We start from the raw sequence: 17,637 nt of genomic DNA, 5'->3' as shown, positions 1-17,637 counted from the left end.
CCGCTAACGGCCCTGTCTAGAATGGATTCCCATGAGCACCAGAGCGGCCGCCCCGACCCGGCGCGAGCAGATCCTCGGCGAGGCAGCGCGCCTCTTCGCCGAGCGTGGTTTCCACGGCGTGGGCGTGGACGAGATAGGGGCCGCGGTGGGCATCAGCGGCCCCGGCCTGTACCGCCATTTCGCGGGCAAGGACGCGATGCTCGCCGAGCTGCTCGTCGGCATCAGCGAACGGCTGCTCACGGGCGGCCGCCGCCGGGTCGAGGAGGCGGCCGGCGACCCGTCCGGCGTACTGGCCTCCCTCATCGACGGCCACATCGACTTCGCGCTCGACGACCGGGCGCTGATCACCCTCCACGACCGGGAGCTGGACCGGCTGCGCGAGGCCGACCGCAAGCTCGTACGGCAGCTCCAGCGCAAGTACGTGGAGCTGTGGGTCGACGTCGTGCGCGAGCTGCACCCCGAGGTGGGCGAGGCGGAGGTACGCGTCTCCGTGCACGCGGTCTTCGGCCTGCTCAACTCCACCCCGCACCTGGCGGCGCTCGGCCGGGACGCGACGGAGTCGCTGCTGCGACGGCTCGCGAACGGGGCCTTCGGGGCGCTGTCGGGATGAGGCGGGGCGTCCGGGGTGTCCGGGGGGCGGGATGGACGGGACGGCTCCGGGCGCGCGGCGGCAGAATGGGCCGCATGCCGAAGCCGATAGAGACGCCTGTCCCCAGCCGAGCCGAACTCATCGACCACCTGGTCCGCACGCGGATCGCGGGGGACGTCGCCACTCCGCGCGACAACAACCTCTCCCACTACCGCAAGCTCGCCAACGGCGACCGCCACTACTGGCTGGGCCTGGAGCTGGGCGACCGCTGGACGGACGAGCAGGACGTGCTCGCGGTGATGGCGGAGCGGTGTGGTGTCGTGGACGACCCCGCGCACCGCGTCGGCCAGGACACCATCGACCCGGAGCTCACCGTGGCCGCCCTGGACCGGATGGCCACGCGGCTGCGCAAGGCCGCGCTGGACCGGCAGAGCGTGCTGCTCGCCACGGGGCACCCGGGCGGGCTGCTGGACGTGCACCGGGCCACGGCCGACGCGTTGCGCGCCGCGGGCTGCGAGATCGTGGTGATCCCGCCGGGGCTGGTCGCCGACGAGGGCTCGGTGTGGCAGTTCGCGGACGTCGCGGTCCTGGAGCGGGGTGCGACGCTGTGGCACACCCACTCCCCGGAGCCGATGGCGGCGATCCTGGACGCCCTGGCCGCCCACGGCCGCCCCCAGCCCGACCTGGTCGTCGCCGACCACGGCTGGGCGGGGTGCGCGGCGCAGCGCGGGCTGGACGCGGTGGGGTACGCCGACTGCAACGACCCGGCGCTGTTCCTGGCCGAGGCCGAAGGCACCCTCCAGGTGGCGGTGCCCCTGGACGACCACGTGCGCGACCCCCGCTTCTACGACCCGATGGTCGCGTACCTCCTGGCGGCGGCGGGCCTGCTGTAGCCGGGGCCGGAGCGGGAGCCCCTGCGCCTCAAGCGTCGGCGGGGCTGGGTTGTGGCTGGTGTCTATGTGTATGTGTACGTGGTTGTGTGCTGGCTGCGGGTGGGTCGGTGCCGGGGCCGGGGTGGGGTGTCGGCCTGGACTGCATGATTTAGGCGCCCTGTGCCCTACGTAGGCAGGGTGCGGGGTGTTCTCGCGCCACAAATCACGCTTTACGTCCCGGCCGACACCCCACCCCGTCCCCGTCCCCGACCCGGCGGGCCCGACTCCTTCGACTCCAGCCCCGCCGGGGGGTGACCTTTCAGCGGTCCGGTTCAGCTCCAGCCCGGTCTTTCAGCCGTCCGGCGTTTGAGGACCGGGGTCTGGGGCGGAGCCCCAGGGGGTCCGGGCGGAGCCCGGGGCCCTTTCAGCCCGTCCGGCGCTTGAGGACCGGGGTCCGGGCGGAGCCCGGGGAACGGTGGAAGGGCGGGTAGGGGACTTCGCCCCGCAGGGCCCACCACCCGTGCCACGGCGGGGGATGAACGGGAAGTATCAAGATCGGCCATATCCGTCAAGCCCCGAATGTGAGTGGCGTGACGCGGATCCCGATATCGGGTTTATTTGAAGTACGCCCTCACCGGGGAACACCGGAAGAAGTAGAGGGCAGGGAATCACCCCGGATCGTTTCTCTGGGAGATTCCCGAATCCCCTTTCTTTTCCGAATGGAGAACGACCATGTTCAAGATCCTGTCGACCCGCCGCATCGTCCTTGCTTCCGCTTCCGTCGCCCTGCTGGGTGGTGGCATTGCCCTCCCCGCCACCGCGATGGCCGCCCCGGCCACCGCCCCGCACCACGCGGTGTCCGTGCTCCAGGACGACAGCGCCGACGGCATCGGTACCGGCGGTGACGCCAATGCGGAGAACACCACCGTCGGCGGTGAGTCCCGCGGCGGCGACGCCGACAGCGGCGTCGGCAAGTGCAAGGGCAAGTGCACGATCACCACCGGCGACGCCACGGGCGGCGACTCCAGCGCCGACGCCATCAACACCGGCGACGCCACCGCCGTCGGCGGCGACGGGACCGGCACGGGCGGCAACCTGAACAAGGTCGACAAGCAGACGGTCAAGAACCAGGTCAAGAAGGACCTCAAGGCCAAGCTCGGCCACTGAGCCCAGCCACCCCGCAGTAGAACGGCGCCCCGGGAAATCCCGGGGCGCCTTTCTCATGCCCCGGCGGGGGCTATCAAGATCGGCCGTATTCGTCAAGCCCCGAATGTGAGTGGCGTGACGCGGATCCCGTTATCGGGTTTATTTGAAGTACGCCCTCACCGGGGAACACCGGAAGAAGTAGAGGGCAGGGAATCACCCCGGATCCTTTCTCCGGAAGATTCCCGAATCCCCTTTCTTTTCCGAATGGAGAACGACCATGTTCAAGATCCTGTCGACCCGCCGCATCGTCCTTGCTTCCGCTTCCGTCGCCCTGCTGGGTGGTGGCATTGCCCTCCCCGCCACCGCGATGGCCGCCCCGGCCACCGCCCCGCACCACGCGGTGTCCCTGCTCCAGGACGACAGCGCCGACGGCATCGGTACCGGCGGCGACGCCAACGCCGAGAACACCACGGTCGGCGGCACCTCGCAGGGCGGCAACGCCGACAGCGGCGTCGGTAGCTGCAAGGGCAAGTGCACGATCACCACCGGCAACGCCACGGGCGGCGACTCCAGCGCCGACGCCATCAACACCGGCGACGCCACCGCGGTGGGCGGCGACGGCACCGGCAAGGGCGGCAACCTGAACAAGGTCAACAAGCAGACGGTCAAGAACCAGGTCAAGAAGGACCTCAAGGCCAAGCTCGGACACTGAGCCCAGCCACCCGACACGACGGCGCCCCGGGATTCCCGGGGCGCCGTCGTGTTGGGTGACGAGCACCCCGCGCGTCAAGAAGGCGAGGGGGTCGGGTCCAAGTACACCCGGCGGATCGCCGGGAAGCGGTCCCGGAGCTGGGCCTCGGCGATCTCGCAGGCCGCCTCCACCTGGGCCGCGGACGCCAGGTCGTGGAAGTCGATCTTCGCGGCGATCAGTACCTCCGACGGCCCCTGCACCAGCGTGGTCAGTTCCAGCACGCCCTCGATGTGCAGCACCGACAGCAGCTCCTCCCGCACCTCCGCCCGCATCCCCTCCGGCAGCGGCCGCCCGATCAGGTACTGCGCGTTCGAGCGGCCCAGCTCCCACGCCACCCACACCAGCAGCAGCCCGATCAGCAGCGAGGCCACGCCGTCGTACACGCCCGATCCCGTGAGCTGCGCCCCGAGCAGGCCGCCGGCCGCCAGCGCCAGCCCGATCAGGGCGGCCACGTTCTCCAGGAGGACGGCCTTCACCGCCGTGTCCGGGGTGTGTTTCACGTACAGCCCCAGGGGTGCGCTCATCCGCGCCGCCTCGCCCTTGACCTGGCGCCAGGCGACCAGCAGGGAGTAGCCCTCCAGGAGGGCGGCGACGGCCAGGATGATGTAGGAGAGGGTCGGATTGCCGGGGTCCTCCCCGTGCATCAGGGTGTGGATGCCGTCGTAGACGGCGAACACCGCGCCGCCGACGAAGGTGGCGATGGACGCGAGCAGCGCCCAGATGTACCGCTCCGGTCCGTACCCCAGCGGGTGCGCCTCGTCCGCCGGCTTCGCGCTCCGCTTCAGCGCGGTCAGGAGCATCACCTCGGTCACCGTGTCGGCCACCGAGTGCGCCGCCTCGGAGAGCATCGCGCTCGATCCGCTGACGATCCCGCCCACCGCCTTGGCGGCGGCGATGCCGAGGTTCGTGACCACGGCGACGATGACCGTGCCGACGCTCTCGTCCTCGCCCGGGCCGCCGTCGGGGCTCCCGTCCGGGCCGCCGCTTCCGCTTCCGTTCACCATCGCATCGCTGCTGGACATGGTGTGACGTTATGTCGGACGGCCGTACTACGCGCGCGGGACGCGCACCACGCCCTCCTGGATGACCGTCACGGCGAGCCTGCCGTCCTGGGTCCAGATCCGGGCCTGGCCCAGGCCCCGGCCGGCGGCGGCCGAGGGGGACTCCTGGTCGTACAGCAGCCATTCGTCGGCGCGGAACGGCCGGTGGAACCACATCGCGTGGTCGAGCGAGGCGCCGACCACGTCCCCGACCGCCCATCCGCCCTTCCCGTGTGCGAGCAGCACCGAGTCGAGCAGGGTCATGTCGGAGACGTACGTGGCCAGGCAGGTGTGCAGGAGCGCGTCGTCGCTCTCCAGCTTGCCGGCGGTACGGAACCACACCTGCGAGCGCGGTTCGACCGGTTCGCCGACGCTGCCCCAGGGCGGGACGGTCGCGTACCGCAGGTCCACCGCGCCGCGCGCCTCGACGAGCCGTTCCACCGTGCCCGGGTCGCGGAAGACCTCCCGGTAGAGCGGGAGGGATTCGGCGGCCGTCGGGAGGGTCTCCGGATCGGGGGCGTCGGGCATCGCGGTCTGGTGGTCGAGGCCCTCCTCGTACGTCTGGAAGGACGCGGAGAGGTGGAAGATCGGCTGGCCGTGCTGGACGGCGACGACGCGGCGCGTGGTGAAGGAGCGTCCGTCGCGGATCCGGTCGACCGAGTACACGATCGGCGCGCCCGGGTCCCCGGCGCGCAGGAAGTACGAGTGGAGCGAGTGCGCGGTGCGGTCCTCGGGCACGGTACGGCCGGCCGCGACCAGGGCCTGGGCCGCGACCTGACCGCCGAAGACCCGCGGTACCAGCGCGGAACGACTGGTACCGCGGAAGATGTTCTCCTCGATCTGCTCGAGGTCGAGCAGATCGAGGAGCGTCGTCAGTGCCTCGTTCATGGGGGGAAGCGTAAGTCGCTTACAGGCCCATCGACTTGGCGATGATGGACTTCATGACCTCGCTGGTGCCGCCGTAGATGCGGTTCACGCGGTTGTCGGCGTACAGGCGGGCGATCGGGTACTCGTTCATGTAGCCGTAACCGCCGTGCAGCTGGAGGCACTTGTCGATGACGCGGTGCGCGACCTCGGTGCAGAACAGCTTCGCGGAGGCGGCCTCGGCGGCGGTGAGCTCACCGGCGTCCAGGGCCTCCAGGGCGCGGTCGGCGACGGCCTCGGCGGCGTCCACCTCGGCCTGGCAGGCGGCCAGTTCGAACTTGGTGTTCTGGAAGTGCGCGACCGGCTTGCCGAAGACGGTGCGGTCCGTCACGTACTGCTGGGCGAAACGGACGGCGGCCTTGGACTGCGCGTACGCGCCGAAGGCGATGCCCCAGCGCTCGGACGGCAGGTTGGCGCCGAGGTAGTAGAAGCCCTTGTTCTCCTCGCCGAGCAGGTCCTCGACCGGGACCTTCACGTCGACGAACGCCAGCTCGGCGGTGTCGGAGGTGCGCAGGCCGAGCTTGTCGAGCTTGCGGCCGATGGAGTAGCCCTCGGACTTGGTGTCCACGGCGAAGAGGGAGATGCCGAAGCGGCGGTCGTCCTCGCTGGGGGCGGAGGTGCGGGCGCAGACGATCACGCGGTCGGCGTGCACGCCGCCCGTGATGAAGGTCTTGGAGCCGTTGAGGACGTAGTGCGTGCCGTCCTCGGAGAGCTTGGCGGTGGTCTTCATGCCCGCGACGTCGGACCCGGTGCCCGGCTCGGTCATCGCCAGGGCCCACATCTCCTCGCCGGAGACGAACTTCGGCAGGAAGCGCTTCTTCTGCTCGATGTCGGCCAGCATCTTGATGTAGGGCAGGGCGAGCAGCACGTGCACGCCGGAGCCGCCGAAGTTGACGCCCGCGCGGGAGGTCTCTTCGTAGAGGACGGCCTCGAACTTGTGCGTGTCCAGGCCCGCGCCGCCGAACTCCTCGGGGACGTTGATCCCGAAGATGCCCAGCTCGCCGAGCTTGTAGTAGAACTCGCGCGGGGCCTGGCCGGCCGCGAACCAGTCGTCGTAGACCGGAACGACCTCGGCCTCGATGAAGGCGCGGATGGTCTCGCGGAACGCCTCGTGGTCCTCGTTGAACACCGTACGGCGCACGGCCGACTCCCTTCGTCGCGGCAGTCAGCCGCCCAATCTAAGCGCTTGCTCAGATTAAGTTACCGGCGAGTTGGTCGCGCTGTCCAGAGTGAGGTGGGGCACGTCGGTCCGAACTCCCTCGGCCGTCTCCTTCGGCCGTCCTTCAGAAACCGTTGCAGACGGCCGAGGCGAAGGGGCCGGTGGCCGTCGCGGTGATGGGCGCGGAGTCGTCCACGGTCACCGAACAGGTGGCCGTGCCGCCGTCGGGGCCCAGCGTGACGACGAGGGAGCCGCCCTTGACGAAGCCCTTCGTGGTGATCTCCTCGGTCCAGGGCAGGGTCCGGTCGCCGACCTGGCTGGTGGACAGGTTCCCGTCGCGCCAGGTCGAGTAGGTGATGGCCACGCCCGAGGCGCTCCCGGTGGCCGCGTACGTGATCCGGGCGGGCCGCGCGGCCTCCTCGGACACCTCGCCGACGAAGACGACGAAGAGCGCGGCGCAGCCGCCGAGCAGCAGCAGGAGCAGGACGAGCAGCACCCAGGGCCAGCGGCGGCGCCTCCGGGGCGGCGGGGGGTATGGGTATGGGTATGGGTATGGAGACGCAGGTGGCTGCTGGGGTGGGCGCGGTCCCCAGTGCGGGGGCTCCGAGGGGCGCGAAGGCCCCGAGGGTTCCGAGGAACTGTCCGGCCGGTTCATGTCCTCAGCGTCGCCCCGCCCGCCGCCCGCCGCGACACGGTTGACGCTACGCCCAAGAGCCTGTCGTCAACTCCCTTCGGGCGACGACGGGAGTTTGACGACAGGCCCTAGGGGACGTCCGGGCCGTCGAGATGCCGGAGCGCGAACCACAGCTCCATCCGGGTGTCCGGATCGTCCAGGTCGGAGCCCAGGAGCGCGGCCGCGCGGGCGATGCGCTGGCGGACGGTGTTGCGGTGGATCCCGAGCGCGGCCGCGCTGCGGTCCCAGCTGCCGTGGTGGGCCAGCCAGGTGCGCAGGGTGTCGCGCAGGACGGGGGAGAGCGGGCCGAGCAGGGCCTCGGCGTGGGCCCGGGCCTCGGCCGCGCCGACCAGGCCCGCAAGGCCGGGCTCCGTGTGGCGGGCCAGCGGGGTGCGGGCCGCCTCGGCGCGCTCCAGGGCCCGCCGGGCCTGCGCATCGGCGCCGGGCAGGCCCTCGGGCCGGGTCGGAGCGCTCACCCCGAGCCGCCACCCGGGCTGCGGGCCGGGCTCGCGGTCGGTGAGGAGCCGTACGGAGTCCGCGTGTACGGAGCCGAGGTGCGCGGGGTCCTCACCTACGGATTCCCCGCGCGGGTCCAGCAGTACGGTGCCCAGCGCGGCCGCCAGGGCCCGCGGGTCACCGGCGCCGCGGGCGTGGACGGCGTACCAGGGCCCGGGGCCCAGTGCCCCGGCCGGCTCCCCGCCGAGCAGCAGCCGGGTCAGGGCGGCCTGCGCCCCGGCCGGGCGGCGCGCGGTGAGCAGGGTCAGCAGTACGGCCGCCACCGAGGCGACGGTGTGGTCCCCGGGGGCCCGCGTCGGGGTCGCGAGGGCGAGGACCCATCCGTCGCCGAGGGCGTGGACGCTGAGGTGGAGCCCACCGTGCGCGGCCGTGGCGGTGACAGCGGAGCCCGGTGCGACCCGTCGGGCGAGTGCGCCGAGCGCGTCGATCACGTCGGGTGCGGGCGCCGTTCCGGCGGAGACCCCGGTGGCGGGCCCGGCCGGCCCCCCGGGCGTCGTCCCGGGCGTCGCCCCGGCGGCGGGCGCGGGCCCGGCCCCCGCTTCGGTGGCTGCGGGGCGCGGCCCTCCGTGCATCTGTCCGGGCTCTGCCCCGGTGATGCCCTGCTCCCGGCGGGTGTCCGCGCCTGCCGGCCCGGAAGGCCCGGCTCCGTCCCCTGCCCCGGTGGTTGCGGGGTGGCTGCTGCCCGTCCCCGCGGTGGGTGCGGGCCCGGCCTCTGGCCCGGTGGCTGCGGGGTGCGGCCCTCCTTGTATCGGCCTGGGCTCCGCCTCCCGGCGGGTGTCCGCGTCTGCCGGCCCGGAAGGCCCGGCTCCGTCCCCTGCCCCGGTGGTTGCGGGGTGGCTGCTGCCCGTCCCCGCGGTGGGCGCGGGCCCGACCTCTGCCCCGGTGGCTCCGGGCCGCACGGTGCCCGCCCCGGCGGTGGGCGCGGGCCCGGCTCCTGCACCGGGGGCTGCGGGGCGGATGATGCCCACCCTTGCGGTGGGGGCGGGCCCGGCTCCTGCCGCCCCGGGGGCTGCGGGTCGGGCGGTGCCCACCCCGGCTGCGGGCTCCGCCCCGGCGGTCCCCGGCCCGGTGGCCGACGGGGCGTCCGGCCGGGCGGCGGGGAGCAGCCCGGCCCAGCCGCCCAGGGTCGCCGCCAGGCGGCGCAGGACTGCCGGCACCGGGTCCGGGCGGGCGGCGGCCGCCGCCAGGGACTGCTGGGCCTCGGTCACCCGGCGGAGTTCGGCCGTCCGGGCCTGTGCCATCAGCCGCCAGACGCTCCGGCCGACCGCCGTGAACGGGGTCCCGGGCGGCACCTCCACCAGGGGCAGGCCGTACCGGTCGCAGGCCTCGACGAGGGACTGCGGCACGGTCGTGTACACCGGGGTCACCCCGAACCCGATGGCTCCGACCCCGGCCCGGACCAGCCGTGCGACGTACGGTCCGGCGTCGATCAGCCCGGCATCTGCGAGCCCGTCGCCCGCGTGCCCGGCGCCGACCGGGTTCGTGCCGCCCGGGTTCGTGCCGACCGGCAGGGTGTGGGCACGCCCGCTGTCCGCGTGTCCCGCGCCCCCGTGGCCGGGGCGGACATCGGCGAGCCCGGCTCCCGCCAGACCGCCCGCCGCTCCCGGGGGCTTCGCCGGGTCGTCCGGACCGTGTTCCGTCCCCTCGGCCAGCCAGGCCTCCACCCCCGAGGGCTTCGCCCGGTCGCCCGCATCACGTTCCGTCCCCTCGGCCGGTCGGGCTCCCGCTCCCGAGGGCTTCGCCCGGTCGCCCGGACCGTGTTCTGTCCCGTCGGCCGGTCGGGCTCCCGCTCCCGAGGGCTTCGCCCGGTCGCCCGGACCGTGTTCTGTCCCGTCGGCCGGTCGGGCCTCCGCTCCCGAGGGCTTCGCCCGGTCACCCGGACCGTGTTCCGTCCCCTCGGCCGGCCAGGCCTCCGCCCCCGGGGCCTCCGCCCAGCCGCCCGCACCGTGTCCCGTCCCCCCGGCCGGCCAGGCCCCCGCCCCCGTGAGGCCCTCGCCCGCCGTCAGGAGGAGTTCGCCGCCCAGGAGGTACGGGGAGGGGTCCGTCATCTCGGACGCGTGGACCCCGTGGAGTTCGGCCTCGGCGGGGCCGGCCAGGTGGCGCAGGCCCAGCTCGTGGTCGGCGAGCAGCCGGCCGAGGGCGACCGGCGGGGTGGGCGGGGCTTCCATGGATACTCCGTACACATCGGGGGAGCCGGATGGATGAAACGTACACTTCGCGCCCCGGGGGTGTCCGTTTACGCTCGAAGGACCGCACCAGCACCACCCGGACCTCCCGAAGGGCACCCCCTCATGAGCACGCAGCCGCGCGGCCCCGTCGACTCCTCCCGCATCCCGCGCTACGCGGGCCCCGCGACCTTCGCCCGGCTGCCCCGCCTCGACGAGGTCGGCGGCAAGGCCGACGTGGCCGTCGTCGGTGTGCCGTTCGACTCCGGCGTCTCCTACCGCCCCGGCGCCCGCTTCGGCGGCAACGCCATCCGCGAGGCCTCCCGCCTGCTGCGCCCGTACAACCCGGCGCAGGACGCCTCCCCGTTCGCCCTCGCGCAGGTCGCCGACGCCGGCGACATCGCGGCGAACCCCTTCAACATCAACGAGGCCGTCGACACGATCGAGGCCGCCGCCGACGAGCTGATCGGCAACGGCTCCCGCCTGATGACCCTCGGCGGCGACCACACCATCGCGCTGCCCCTGCTCCGCTCGGTGGCGAAGAAGCACGGCCCGGTCGCGCTGCTCCACTTCGACGCCCACCTGGACACCTGGGACACCTACTTCGGGGCCGAGTACACGCACGGCACCCCGTTCCGCCGCGCCGTCGAGGAGGGCATCCTCGACACCGAGGCCCTGTCCCACGTCGGCACGCGCGGCCCGCTGTACGGCAAGCAGGACCTGGACGACGACGCCAAGATGGGCTTCGGCATCGTCACCTCGGCAGACGTCTACCGGCGCGGCGCCGACGAGGTCGCGGACCAGCTCCGCCAGCGCATCGGCGACCGCCCGCTGTACATCTCCATCGACATCGACGTGCTGGACCCCGCGCACGCGCCCGGTACGGGCACCCCGGAGGCGGGCGGCATGACCTCCCGCGAGCTGCTGGAGATCATCCGCGGCCTTTCCTCCTGCAACCTGGTCTCGGCGGACGTCGTCGAGGTCGCCCCGGCGTACGATCACGCGGAGATCACCTCGGTCGCGGCCTCGCACACCGCGTACGAGCTGACCACGATCATGAGCCGTCAGATCGCTGCCGCCAGGCAGGGTCGATAAGCACAGTGCTGCGGCGATGGTGAACCCGAAGGGCGAGTAAGCGCACGTGACGCACGACCACGACCTGGTACTCCGTCCCACCGAAGCCCAGAAGGCGGCCGCGCTCGCGCCACCGCCGGGGCGCACGGGCGGGGACCTGGTCGTGGAGACGCTGCGCTCGCTCGGCGCGACCACCGTCTTCGGGCTGCCCGGCCAGCACGCGCTCGGCCTCTTCGACGCGGTCGGCCGCTCCGACCTGCGCCTCGTCGGCCTCCGTACGGAGAACAACGCCGGGTTCGCCGCCGACGCGTACGGCCGGATGACCGGCGAGGCGGCCCCCCTCCTCCTGTCCACGGGCCCGGGCGCGCTCATGGCGCTCCCGGCCCTGGCCGAGGCGGCGGCGGCGTCCGCGCCCGTCCTGGCGATCTCCTCGCAGGTCCCGACCCCGGGCCTGGGCGGCGGCCGGCGCGGTCACCTGCACGAGCTGCGCGACCAGGCGGCGTCCTTCCGGGACGTGGTCAAGTCCGTGCACACCGCCCGGACCCCCTCCCAGATCCCGTCCGTGATCGCGGAGGCCTGGGAATCGGCGCTGACCGCCCCGCACGGCCCGGTGTGGGTGGAGATCCCGGAAGACGTCCTGCGCGCGGAAACCGTCATCCCGCAGGTCACGGGCATGGATGCGACCCCGCACGAACTGGCCCCGCGCCCGGAGCTGACCGCACTGGCCGCGCACTGGCTGGAGAACGCCGAGCGTCCGGTGATCATCGCGGGCGGCGGAGTGATCCGCTCGGACGCCGCGGGCAAGCTGAAGCAGCTCGCGGAACGTCTGAACGCCCCCGTCGTCACCACCTTCGGCGGCAAGGGCGCCTTCCCCTGGACCCACCCGCTCTCCCTCCAGTCCTGGCTGGAGGACCGCCACATGACGGACTTCCTGGAGGACGCCGACGTCCTGCTGGTGGTCGGCTCGGGCCTGGGTGAACTGTCCTCGAACTACCACACGTTCTTCCCGGAGGGCCGGGTCGTCCAGATCGAGGCGGACCTCGGCAAGCTGGAGTCCAACCACGCGGGCCTCGGCATCCACGCGGACGCGCGCCTCGCCCTGCAGGCCCTCCTCGAAACGGTCGCCGAGCGCCCCGACCCGCAGGCCCCCGAGCGCGTCAGCCTGCTCCTCGCCGACATCGCGACCCGACTGGCCTCCCAGGACCTGACCCTGGAGCAGCAGCTCCTGACCTCGATCCGGCAGGCCCTGCCCCCGCGCTCCCCGTCGTTCTGGGACATGACGATCCTGTCCTACTGGGCCTGGTCGGCCTTCGACCCCAAGCACCCCAACACCATGCACTCGGCGCAGGGCGCGGGCGGCCTCGGCTACGCCTTCCCGGCGGCCCTCGGCGCGGCCGTGGCGGAGCCGGACACCCCGGTCCTCGCGGTCTCCGGCGACGGCGGCGCGATGTACTCGATCGCCGACCTGGCCACGGCCCGCCAGCACGACCTGGACGTCACCTGGCTGATCGTGGACGACGGCGGCTACGGCATCCTGCGCGAGTACGGCTGCGAGACGGGCACGACCCTGACCCGCCCCGACTTCGTGGCCCTGGCGGCCGCCTTCGACGTCCCGGCGACCACGACCACCCCGGAATCCCTCCGCGAGGACCTGGCCAAGTCCTTGAAGACCCCGGGCCCTTCGCTCCTGCTCCTTGCGGCCAAGCCGAAGATGTTCGCCCCCACCCACGTCTGAGGGGTGCGCGGGCCGGGTTAGGTTGGTCCCGGTCAGTCCCGACCCGTGTGGGATCACCGCGTCCTCGGAAGAGGGCACACTGATGCGTGAAGTCCTCGGGGTGAAGGAGTCGAGTTTCATGACCCGACGCGTCACCGAAGCCCTCGGTTGCGAGAACAAGCCGCGGGAGCAGGCTCCCGTGGTGAAGCAGGGAGACAGCCAGTGACCACCATCTCGACCGCAGCCAAGCGGTCAGCGCTCGCCCTCGTCTGCTTGGTGGCGGCGGCCGGGTGTTCCGTGGAGGACGCCAAGCCCCGCGCTGCCGACCCGTGCGCGATCGCCGATCCGTCGGCCGAGAGGGATCTGCTACGGCAGATCACCGGGTCCGGTGACCTCGACACCCGGGTCAACTCCACCACCGAGCACCTGGTGGACAGCCTCAAGGCGGACCTGCGGTCGGTGCCGTCGTCGCCGTGGCTCATGTGCGGGTACGTCCCTACGCAGCAGAAGAGCGGCGGCCGCGTGCAACTGCAGGTGCGCTGGCAGTCCCGGGAGTACCGGGAGCAATTCCCGACGGGCAGCGTGCCCGTCGAGGTGAACGGGGCCTTCGGCAGGTCCGACGACACCGGGTCGGTGCTGCGCGTGCGCTGCGACATGCCCGGCGACCTCCGTAGCCAGTCCGACCATGCCCTGCTGTCGGTGGAGGAGTCCTTCGGGATCGGCGCCACTCGGACGAACATGACCCAGGCGGACCGGGACAGGCAGACCGCCTTCACCTATCTCATGGCCCGACGCGTCACCGAAGCCCTCGGCTGCGAGAACAAGCCGCTGAAGCGGGCGCCCGTGGTGAAGCAGCTGCCGCTGCCCACGCCCACGCCGACGCCGACGCCCTGACGTCGGCCCGGACGGCCTTGCCGATGCCGTGGCGTCGGGGCCGGCAGCCCCGGCGTCCGGCCGGGGCCGCGACGATCGCCGCGCCCCGACCCCGCTCGTCCGTGTCCGCCACTGCCCCGTAGGCCCAGCACCGCGCGCGGAACCCGCGCAACCCAGTTCGAATTGTTGCGGCGGGATGAAATCCGCCGGTCGGAGCGTTGGCGCTTCCGGTAGAGCAGGACGAACGGGGAGGCAGTACGTGGCTACGGCGACGGCGGAAACGGCGGCTGGAAGCAAACAGGGGTGGGGGAGGCGGCTCGCCGCCTACACCTGGCGGTACAAGGCCAATGTGCTGCTGGCCCTCGGGTCCTCGCTCGGCGGCATGGCCGTCATGGCGCTCGTGCCGCTCGTCACCAAGGTGATCCTCGACGACGTCATCGGCGACCAGAGCAAGCCCATGGGGCCCTGGGCCCTGATGCTCATAGGCGCCGCGGTCCTCGTGTACGTGCTGACCTACATCCGCAGGTACTACGGCGGGCGGCTCGCCCTCGACGTGCAGCACGACCTGCGCACCGACATGTACGACACCATCGCCCGGCTCGACGGCCGCCGCCAGGACGAGCTGTCCACCGGGCAGGTCGTGGGGCGGGCCACCACCGACCTCCAGCTGATCCAAGGGCTGCTCTTCATGCTGCCCATGACCATCGGCAACTTCCTGCTCTTCGGGATATCCCTCGGGATCATGCTGTGGCTCTCGCCGCTGCTGACCGTCGTCGCGCTGCTCATGGCCCCCGCCCTCTGGTTCATAGCCAAGCGCAGCCGCAAGAAGCTCTTCCCCGCCACCTGGTACGCCCAGAGCCAGGCCGCCGCCGTCGCCACCGTCGTCGACGGGGCCGTCACCGGCGTCCGCGTCGTCAAGGGCTTCGGCCAGGAGGAGCAGGAGACCGGCAAGCTCCGCGACGCCGGCCGCCGGCTGTTCGCCGGGCGGATGCGCGGCATCCGGCTGAACTCCCGCTACACCCCCGCCCTGCAGGCCGTACCGGCCCTCGGCCAGGTCGCCATGCTGGCCCTCGGCGGCTGGATGGCCACCAAGGGGCAGGTCACCCTCGGTACCTTCGTCGCCTTCTCCACCTACCTCGCCCAGCTCGTCGGCCCGGTCCGCATGCTCGCCATGGTGCTCACCGTCGGCCAGCAGGCCCGCGCCGGCGTGGAGCGGGTCTTCGAGCTCATCGACACCGAGCCGGTGATCCAGGAGGGGACGAAGGAGCTCCCGGCGGACGCGCCCGCCACCGTCGAGTTCGACGACGTGCGGTTCGGGTACGACCCCGAGCGGCCCGTGCTCGACGGGTTCGGCCTGTCGATCGCCGAGGGGGAGACCGTCGCCCTCGTCGGGTCCTCGGGCAGTGGGAAGTCCACCGTTTCGCTGCTGCTGCCGCGCTTCTACGACGCCGACCGCGGCGCCGTCCGGGTCGGCGGCCACGACGTGCGCGAGCTGACCTACGACTCCCTGCGCGATGCCATCGGACTGGTCCCCGAGGACTCCTTCCTCTTCTCCGACACCATCCGCGCCAACATCGCCTACGGCCACCCCGGCGCCACCGAGGACCAGATCCGGGCCGCCGCCCGCGCCGCCCAGGCCGAGGGGTTCATCGAGGACCTCCCCGCCGGGTACGACACCAAGGTCGGCGAGCAGGGCCTGACCCTCTCCGGCGGGCAGCGCCAGCGCATCGCCCTCGCCCGCGCCATCCTCACCGACCCCCGCCTGCTGCTCCTCGACGACGCCACCTCGGCCGTCGACGCCCGGGTCGAGCACGAGATCCACGAGGCGCTGCGCGCCGTCATGGCCGGCCGCACCACCCTGCTCATCGCACACCGCCGCTCCACGCTGGCACTCGCCGACCGGATCGCCGTACTGGACCACGGGCGGCTCTCCGACATCGGTACGCACGAGGAGCTCGAGCGCCGCTCCGCCCTGTACCGGCGGCTGCTCACCGACCCCGACGCTCTCGGGGCGGGATCCCCGCGGACGCCTGACGCGCCCCTCATGGACGAGTTCGAGCGGGACATCGAGCGGGACATCGAGCTCGAAGCCGAGATCGACTCCGAGCCCGTCAACGCCAAGCGCCGGGTTGCCGGCGGGATCACCCCCGAGCTCTGGCAGCGCCAGGAGGAGGCGGACGACAAGACCACCGCCCCCGCGGGGATGTCCGCCACGCCCGAACTGCTCGCGCAGGTGGCCGCACTGCCGCCCGCAGACGACACCCCCGACGTGGACGAGACCCGCGCCGCGTCCGCCGAGGACAGCTACAACCTGGGCCGCCTGCTGCGCGGCTTCTGGGCCCCGCTCGCGATATCCCTCGGCCTCGTCGCCCTCGACGCCGGCTCCGGACTGCTCCTGCCCATCCTGATCCGCCACGGCATCGACCAAGGTGTCGAAGCGGCCGCCCTCGGCGCCGTCTGGGCGGCGTCCCTCCTCGCGCTCGGCGTGGTCCTGGCCCAGTGGGCCGCACAGTTCGCCGAGACCCGGATGACCGGCCGCACCGGCGAGCGCGTGCTCTACGCCCTGCGCGTCAAGATCTTCGCCCAGCTCCAGCGCCTCGGCCTCGACTACTACGAGCGCGAGCTGACCGGCAAGATCATGACCCGGATGACCACCGACGTGGACGCCCTGTCCAGCTTCCTGCAGACCGGGCTCGTCACCGCCGTCGTCTCCGTCCTCACCTTCTTCGGCATCCTGGTCGCCCTCCTCGTCCTGGACGTGGAGCTGGCGCTGATCGTCTTCGCCACGCTGCCCCTGCTGATCATCGGCACCTTCTTCTTCCGCCGGAAGTCCGTGGCCGCCTACGAGCTCGCCCGCGACCGGGTCGGACTGGTCAACGCCGACCTCCAGGAGTCCGTGGCCGGACTGCGCATCGTCCAGGCCTTCCGCCGCCAGCGCTCCGGCGCCGTCCGGTTCGCCGAGCGCAGCAACTCCTACCGCGAGGCCCGGGTCCGCGGCCAGTGGCTGATATCCGTCTACTTCCCCTTCGTCCAGCTGCTGTCCTCCGGGGCCGCCGCCGCCGTGCTGATCGTCGGCGCGGGCCGGGTGGAGGCCGGCACGCTCACCACGGGCGCGCTGGTCGCGTACCTGCTCTACATCGACCTGTTCTTCGCCCCCGTTCAGCAGCTCTCGCAGGTCTTCGACGGCTACCAGCAGGCCACCGTCTCCCTCGGCCGGATCCAGGGCCTGCTGCGCGAGCCCACCAGCACCCCCCGCCCGGCAGACCCCCGCCCGGTCCCCGAGCTGCGCGGCGAGATCGCCTTCGAAGGGGTCCACTTCTCGTACGGCACGGCCGAGGAGCGCGGGGAGAAGCAACCGGCGCTCACAGAGATCAGCCTGCGCATCCCCGCCGGGCAGACCGTCGCCTTCGTCGGCGAGACCGGAGCCGGCAAGTCCACGCTGGTCAAGATGGTGGCCCGGTTCTACGATCCGACCTCCGGCCGGGTCACCGCCGACGGGGTGGACCTGCGCGAGCTGGACCTGACGGGCTACCGCCACCGCCTCGGCGTCGTCCCCCAGGAGCCGTACCTCTTCCCGGGAACGGTCCGCGACGCCATCGCCTACGGGCGGCCCGAGGCGAGCGACGCCCAGGTGGAGGCCGCCGCCCACGCGGTCGGCGCCCACGCCATGATCGCCACCCTGGACGGCGGCTACCTGCACACCGTCACCGAGCGCGGCCGCAACCTCTCGGCCGGCCAGCGCCAGCTCATCGCGCTGGCCCGCGCCGAGCTCGTCGACCCCGACGTGCTCCTGCTCGACGAGGCCACCGCCGCCCTGGACCTGGCCACCGAGGCCCTGGTCAACCAGGCCACCGACCGGCTCGCGGGCAAGCGCACCACCCTGGTCGTGGCGCACCGGCTGACCACCGCCGCGCGCGCCGACCGGGTCGTGGTCATGGACCGCGGCCGGGTCGCGGAGGACGGCACCCACGCCGAGCTGCTGGCCCGCGGCGGCCGGTACGCCGAGCTGTGGCGCACCTTCGCGGGCGAGGACGAGCCGGCCGCAGCGGCGTAGGACGGGACGGGTCCGACCGCACGAACGGGCGCCGGAGAGGCTCGGCCTCTCCGGCGCCCGCCGGGTGCGGTGGCGCCCCGGCGGTTG

14 protein-coding genes are annotated in these 17,637 nt (G+C 72.8%); 9 read left to right on the top strand and 5 right to left on the bottom strand.

What is annotated here, in order from left to right; genetic code table 11:
* The first annotated feature begins 31 nt into the window (after positions 1–31).
* The 4 genes from ACFVX6_RS08445 to ACFVX6_RS08430 all read left to right on the top strand — a co-directional run bounded on the left by ACFVX6_RS08445 (position 32) and on the right by ACFVX6_RS08430 (position 3,319).
* Positions 32–610, top strand: coding sequence for a TetR/AcrR family transcriptional regulator (locus ACFVX6_RS08445; protein ID WP_243337072.1), 579 nt, complete (start codon positions 32–34; stop codon positions 608–610).
* A gap of 65 nt (positions 611–675) precedes the next feature.
* A complete protein-coding gene (locus ACFVX6_RS08440) occupies positions 676–1,482 on the top strand; it encodes a phosphatase (protein ID WP_389689266.1) in 807 nt (268 codons plus the stop codon).
* 711 nt (positions 1,483–2,193) lie between these two features.
* Entirely contained in the window at positions 2,194–2,628 is a 435-nt protein-coding gene (locus ACFVX6_RS08435; RefSeq protein ID WP_389689264.1) for a hypothetical protein, read from the top strand.
* Between the two features lie 256 nt (positions 2,629–2,884).
* Complete coding sequence (locus tag ACFVX6_RS08430) at positions 2,885–3,319, top strand: hypothetical protein (protein ID WP_389689263.1); 435 nt, start codon at positions 2,885–2,887, stop codon at positions 3,317–3,319.
* Positions 3,320–3,393: 74 nt separating this feature from the next.
* Here the strand turns inward: ACFVX6_RS08430 and ACFVX6_RS08425 are convergent, their stop codons facing one another.
* The 5 genes from ACFVX6_RS08425 to ACFVX6_RS08405 form a co-directional block, all read right to left on the bottom strand.
* Complete coding sequence (locus ACFVX6_RS08425; protein WP_389689261.1) at positions 3,394–4,380, bottom strand: cation diffusion facilitator family transporter; 987 nt, start codon at positions 4,378–4,380, stop codon at positions 3,394–3,396.
* 27 nt (positions 4,381–4,407) lie between these two features.
* Complete coding sequence (tesB, locus tag ACFVX6_RS08420) at positions 4,408–5,286, bottom strand: acyl-CoA thioesterase II (RefSeq protein WP_389689259.1); 879 nt, start codon at positions 5,284–5,286, stop codon at positions 4,408–4,410.
* 19 nt (positions 5,287–5,305) lie between these two features.
* Positions 5,306–6,463, bottom strand: coding sequence for an acyl-CoA dehydrogenase family protein (locus ACFVX6_RS08415; RefSeq protein WP_389689257.1), 1,158 nt, complete (start codon positions 6,461–6,463; stop codon positions 5,306–5,308).
* A 142-nt stretch (positions 6,464–6,605) separates the two neighbouring features.
* Positions 6,606–6,977 (bottom strand): hypothetical protein, encoded by a 372-nt coding sequence (locus ACFVX6_RS08410; protein WP_389689255.1) that lies wholly within the window; start codon positions 6,975–6,977, stop codon positions 6,606–6,608.
* Between the two features lie 266 nt (positions 6,978–7,243).
* The gene (locus ACFVX6_RS08405) at positions 7,244–9,838 is read right to left on the bottom strand and encodes a helix-turn-helix domain-containing protein (protein WP_389689253.1); all 2,595 of its coding nucleotides are present in this window, start codon (positions 9,836–9,838) and stop codon (positions 7,244–7,246) included.
* Positions 9,839–9,961: 123 nt separating this feature from the next.
* On the opposite strand from ACFVX6_RS08405, the gene speB reads away from it, so the two are divergent.
* From speB to ACFVX6_RS08380, 5 genes are all read left to right on the top strand, one after another.
* The gene (gene speB, locus ACFVX6_RS08400; RefSeq protein ID WP_274553215.1) at positions 9,962–10,930 is read left to right on the top strand and encodes an agmatinase; all 969 of its coding nucleotides are present in this window, start codon (positions 9,962–9,964) and stop codon (positions 10,928–10,930) included.
* A 46-nt stretch (positions 10,931–10,976) separates the two neighbouring features.
* The gene (locus tag ACFVX6_RS08395; protein ID WP_389689251.1) at positions 10,977–12,644 is read left to right on the top strand and encodes a thiamine pyrophosphate-binding protein; all 1,668 of its coding nucleotides are present in this window, start codon (positions 10,977–10,979) and stop codon (positions 12,642–12,644) included.
* 82 nt (positions 12,645–12,726) lie between these two features.
* The gene (locus tag ACFVX6_RS08390) at positions 12,727–12,849 is read left to right on the top strand and encodes a hypothetical protein (RefSeq protein WP_389689249.1); all 123 of its coding nucleotides are present in this window, start codon (positions 12,727–12,729) and stop codon (positions 12,847–12,849) included.
* Positions 12,846–13,517, top strand: coding sequence for a hypothetical protein (locus ACFVX6_RS08385; RefSeq protein ID WP_389689247.1), 672 nt, complete (start codon positions 12,846–12,848; stop codon positions 13,515–13,517). Before ACFVX6_RS08390 ends, ACFVX6_RS08385 begins: the two co-directional genes overlap by 4 nt.
* 175 nt (positions 13,518–13,692) lie before the next feature.
* Entirely contained in the window at positions 13,693–17,550 is a 3,858-nt protein-coding gene (locus ACFVX6_RS08380) for an ABC transporter ATP-binding protein (RefSeq protein WP_389689245.1), read from the top strand.
* Positions 17,551–17,637: the final 87 nt, after the last annotated feature.

The sequence above is a fragment of the Streptomyces sp. NPDC058289 genome, assembly GCF_042880975.1.
GTDB lineage: Bacteria > Actinomycetota > Actinomycetes > Streptomycetales > Streptomycetaceae > Streptomyces > Streptomyces stoeckheimensis.
The sequence above is the reverse complement of the archived record's forward strand: the minus strand, read 5'-3'. Positions and strand labels throughout refer to the sequence as shown.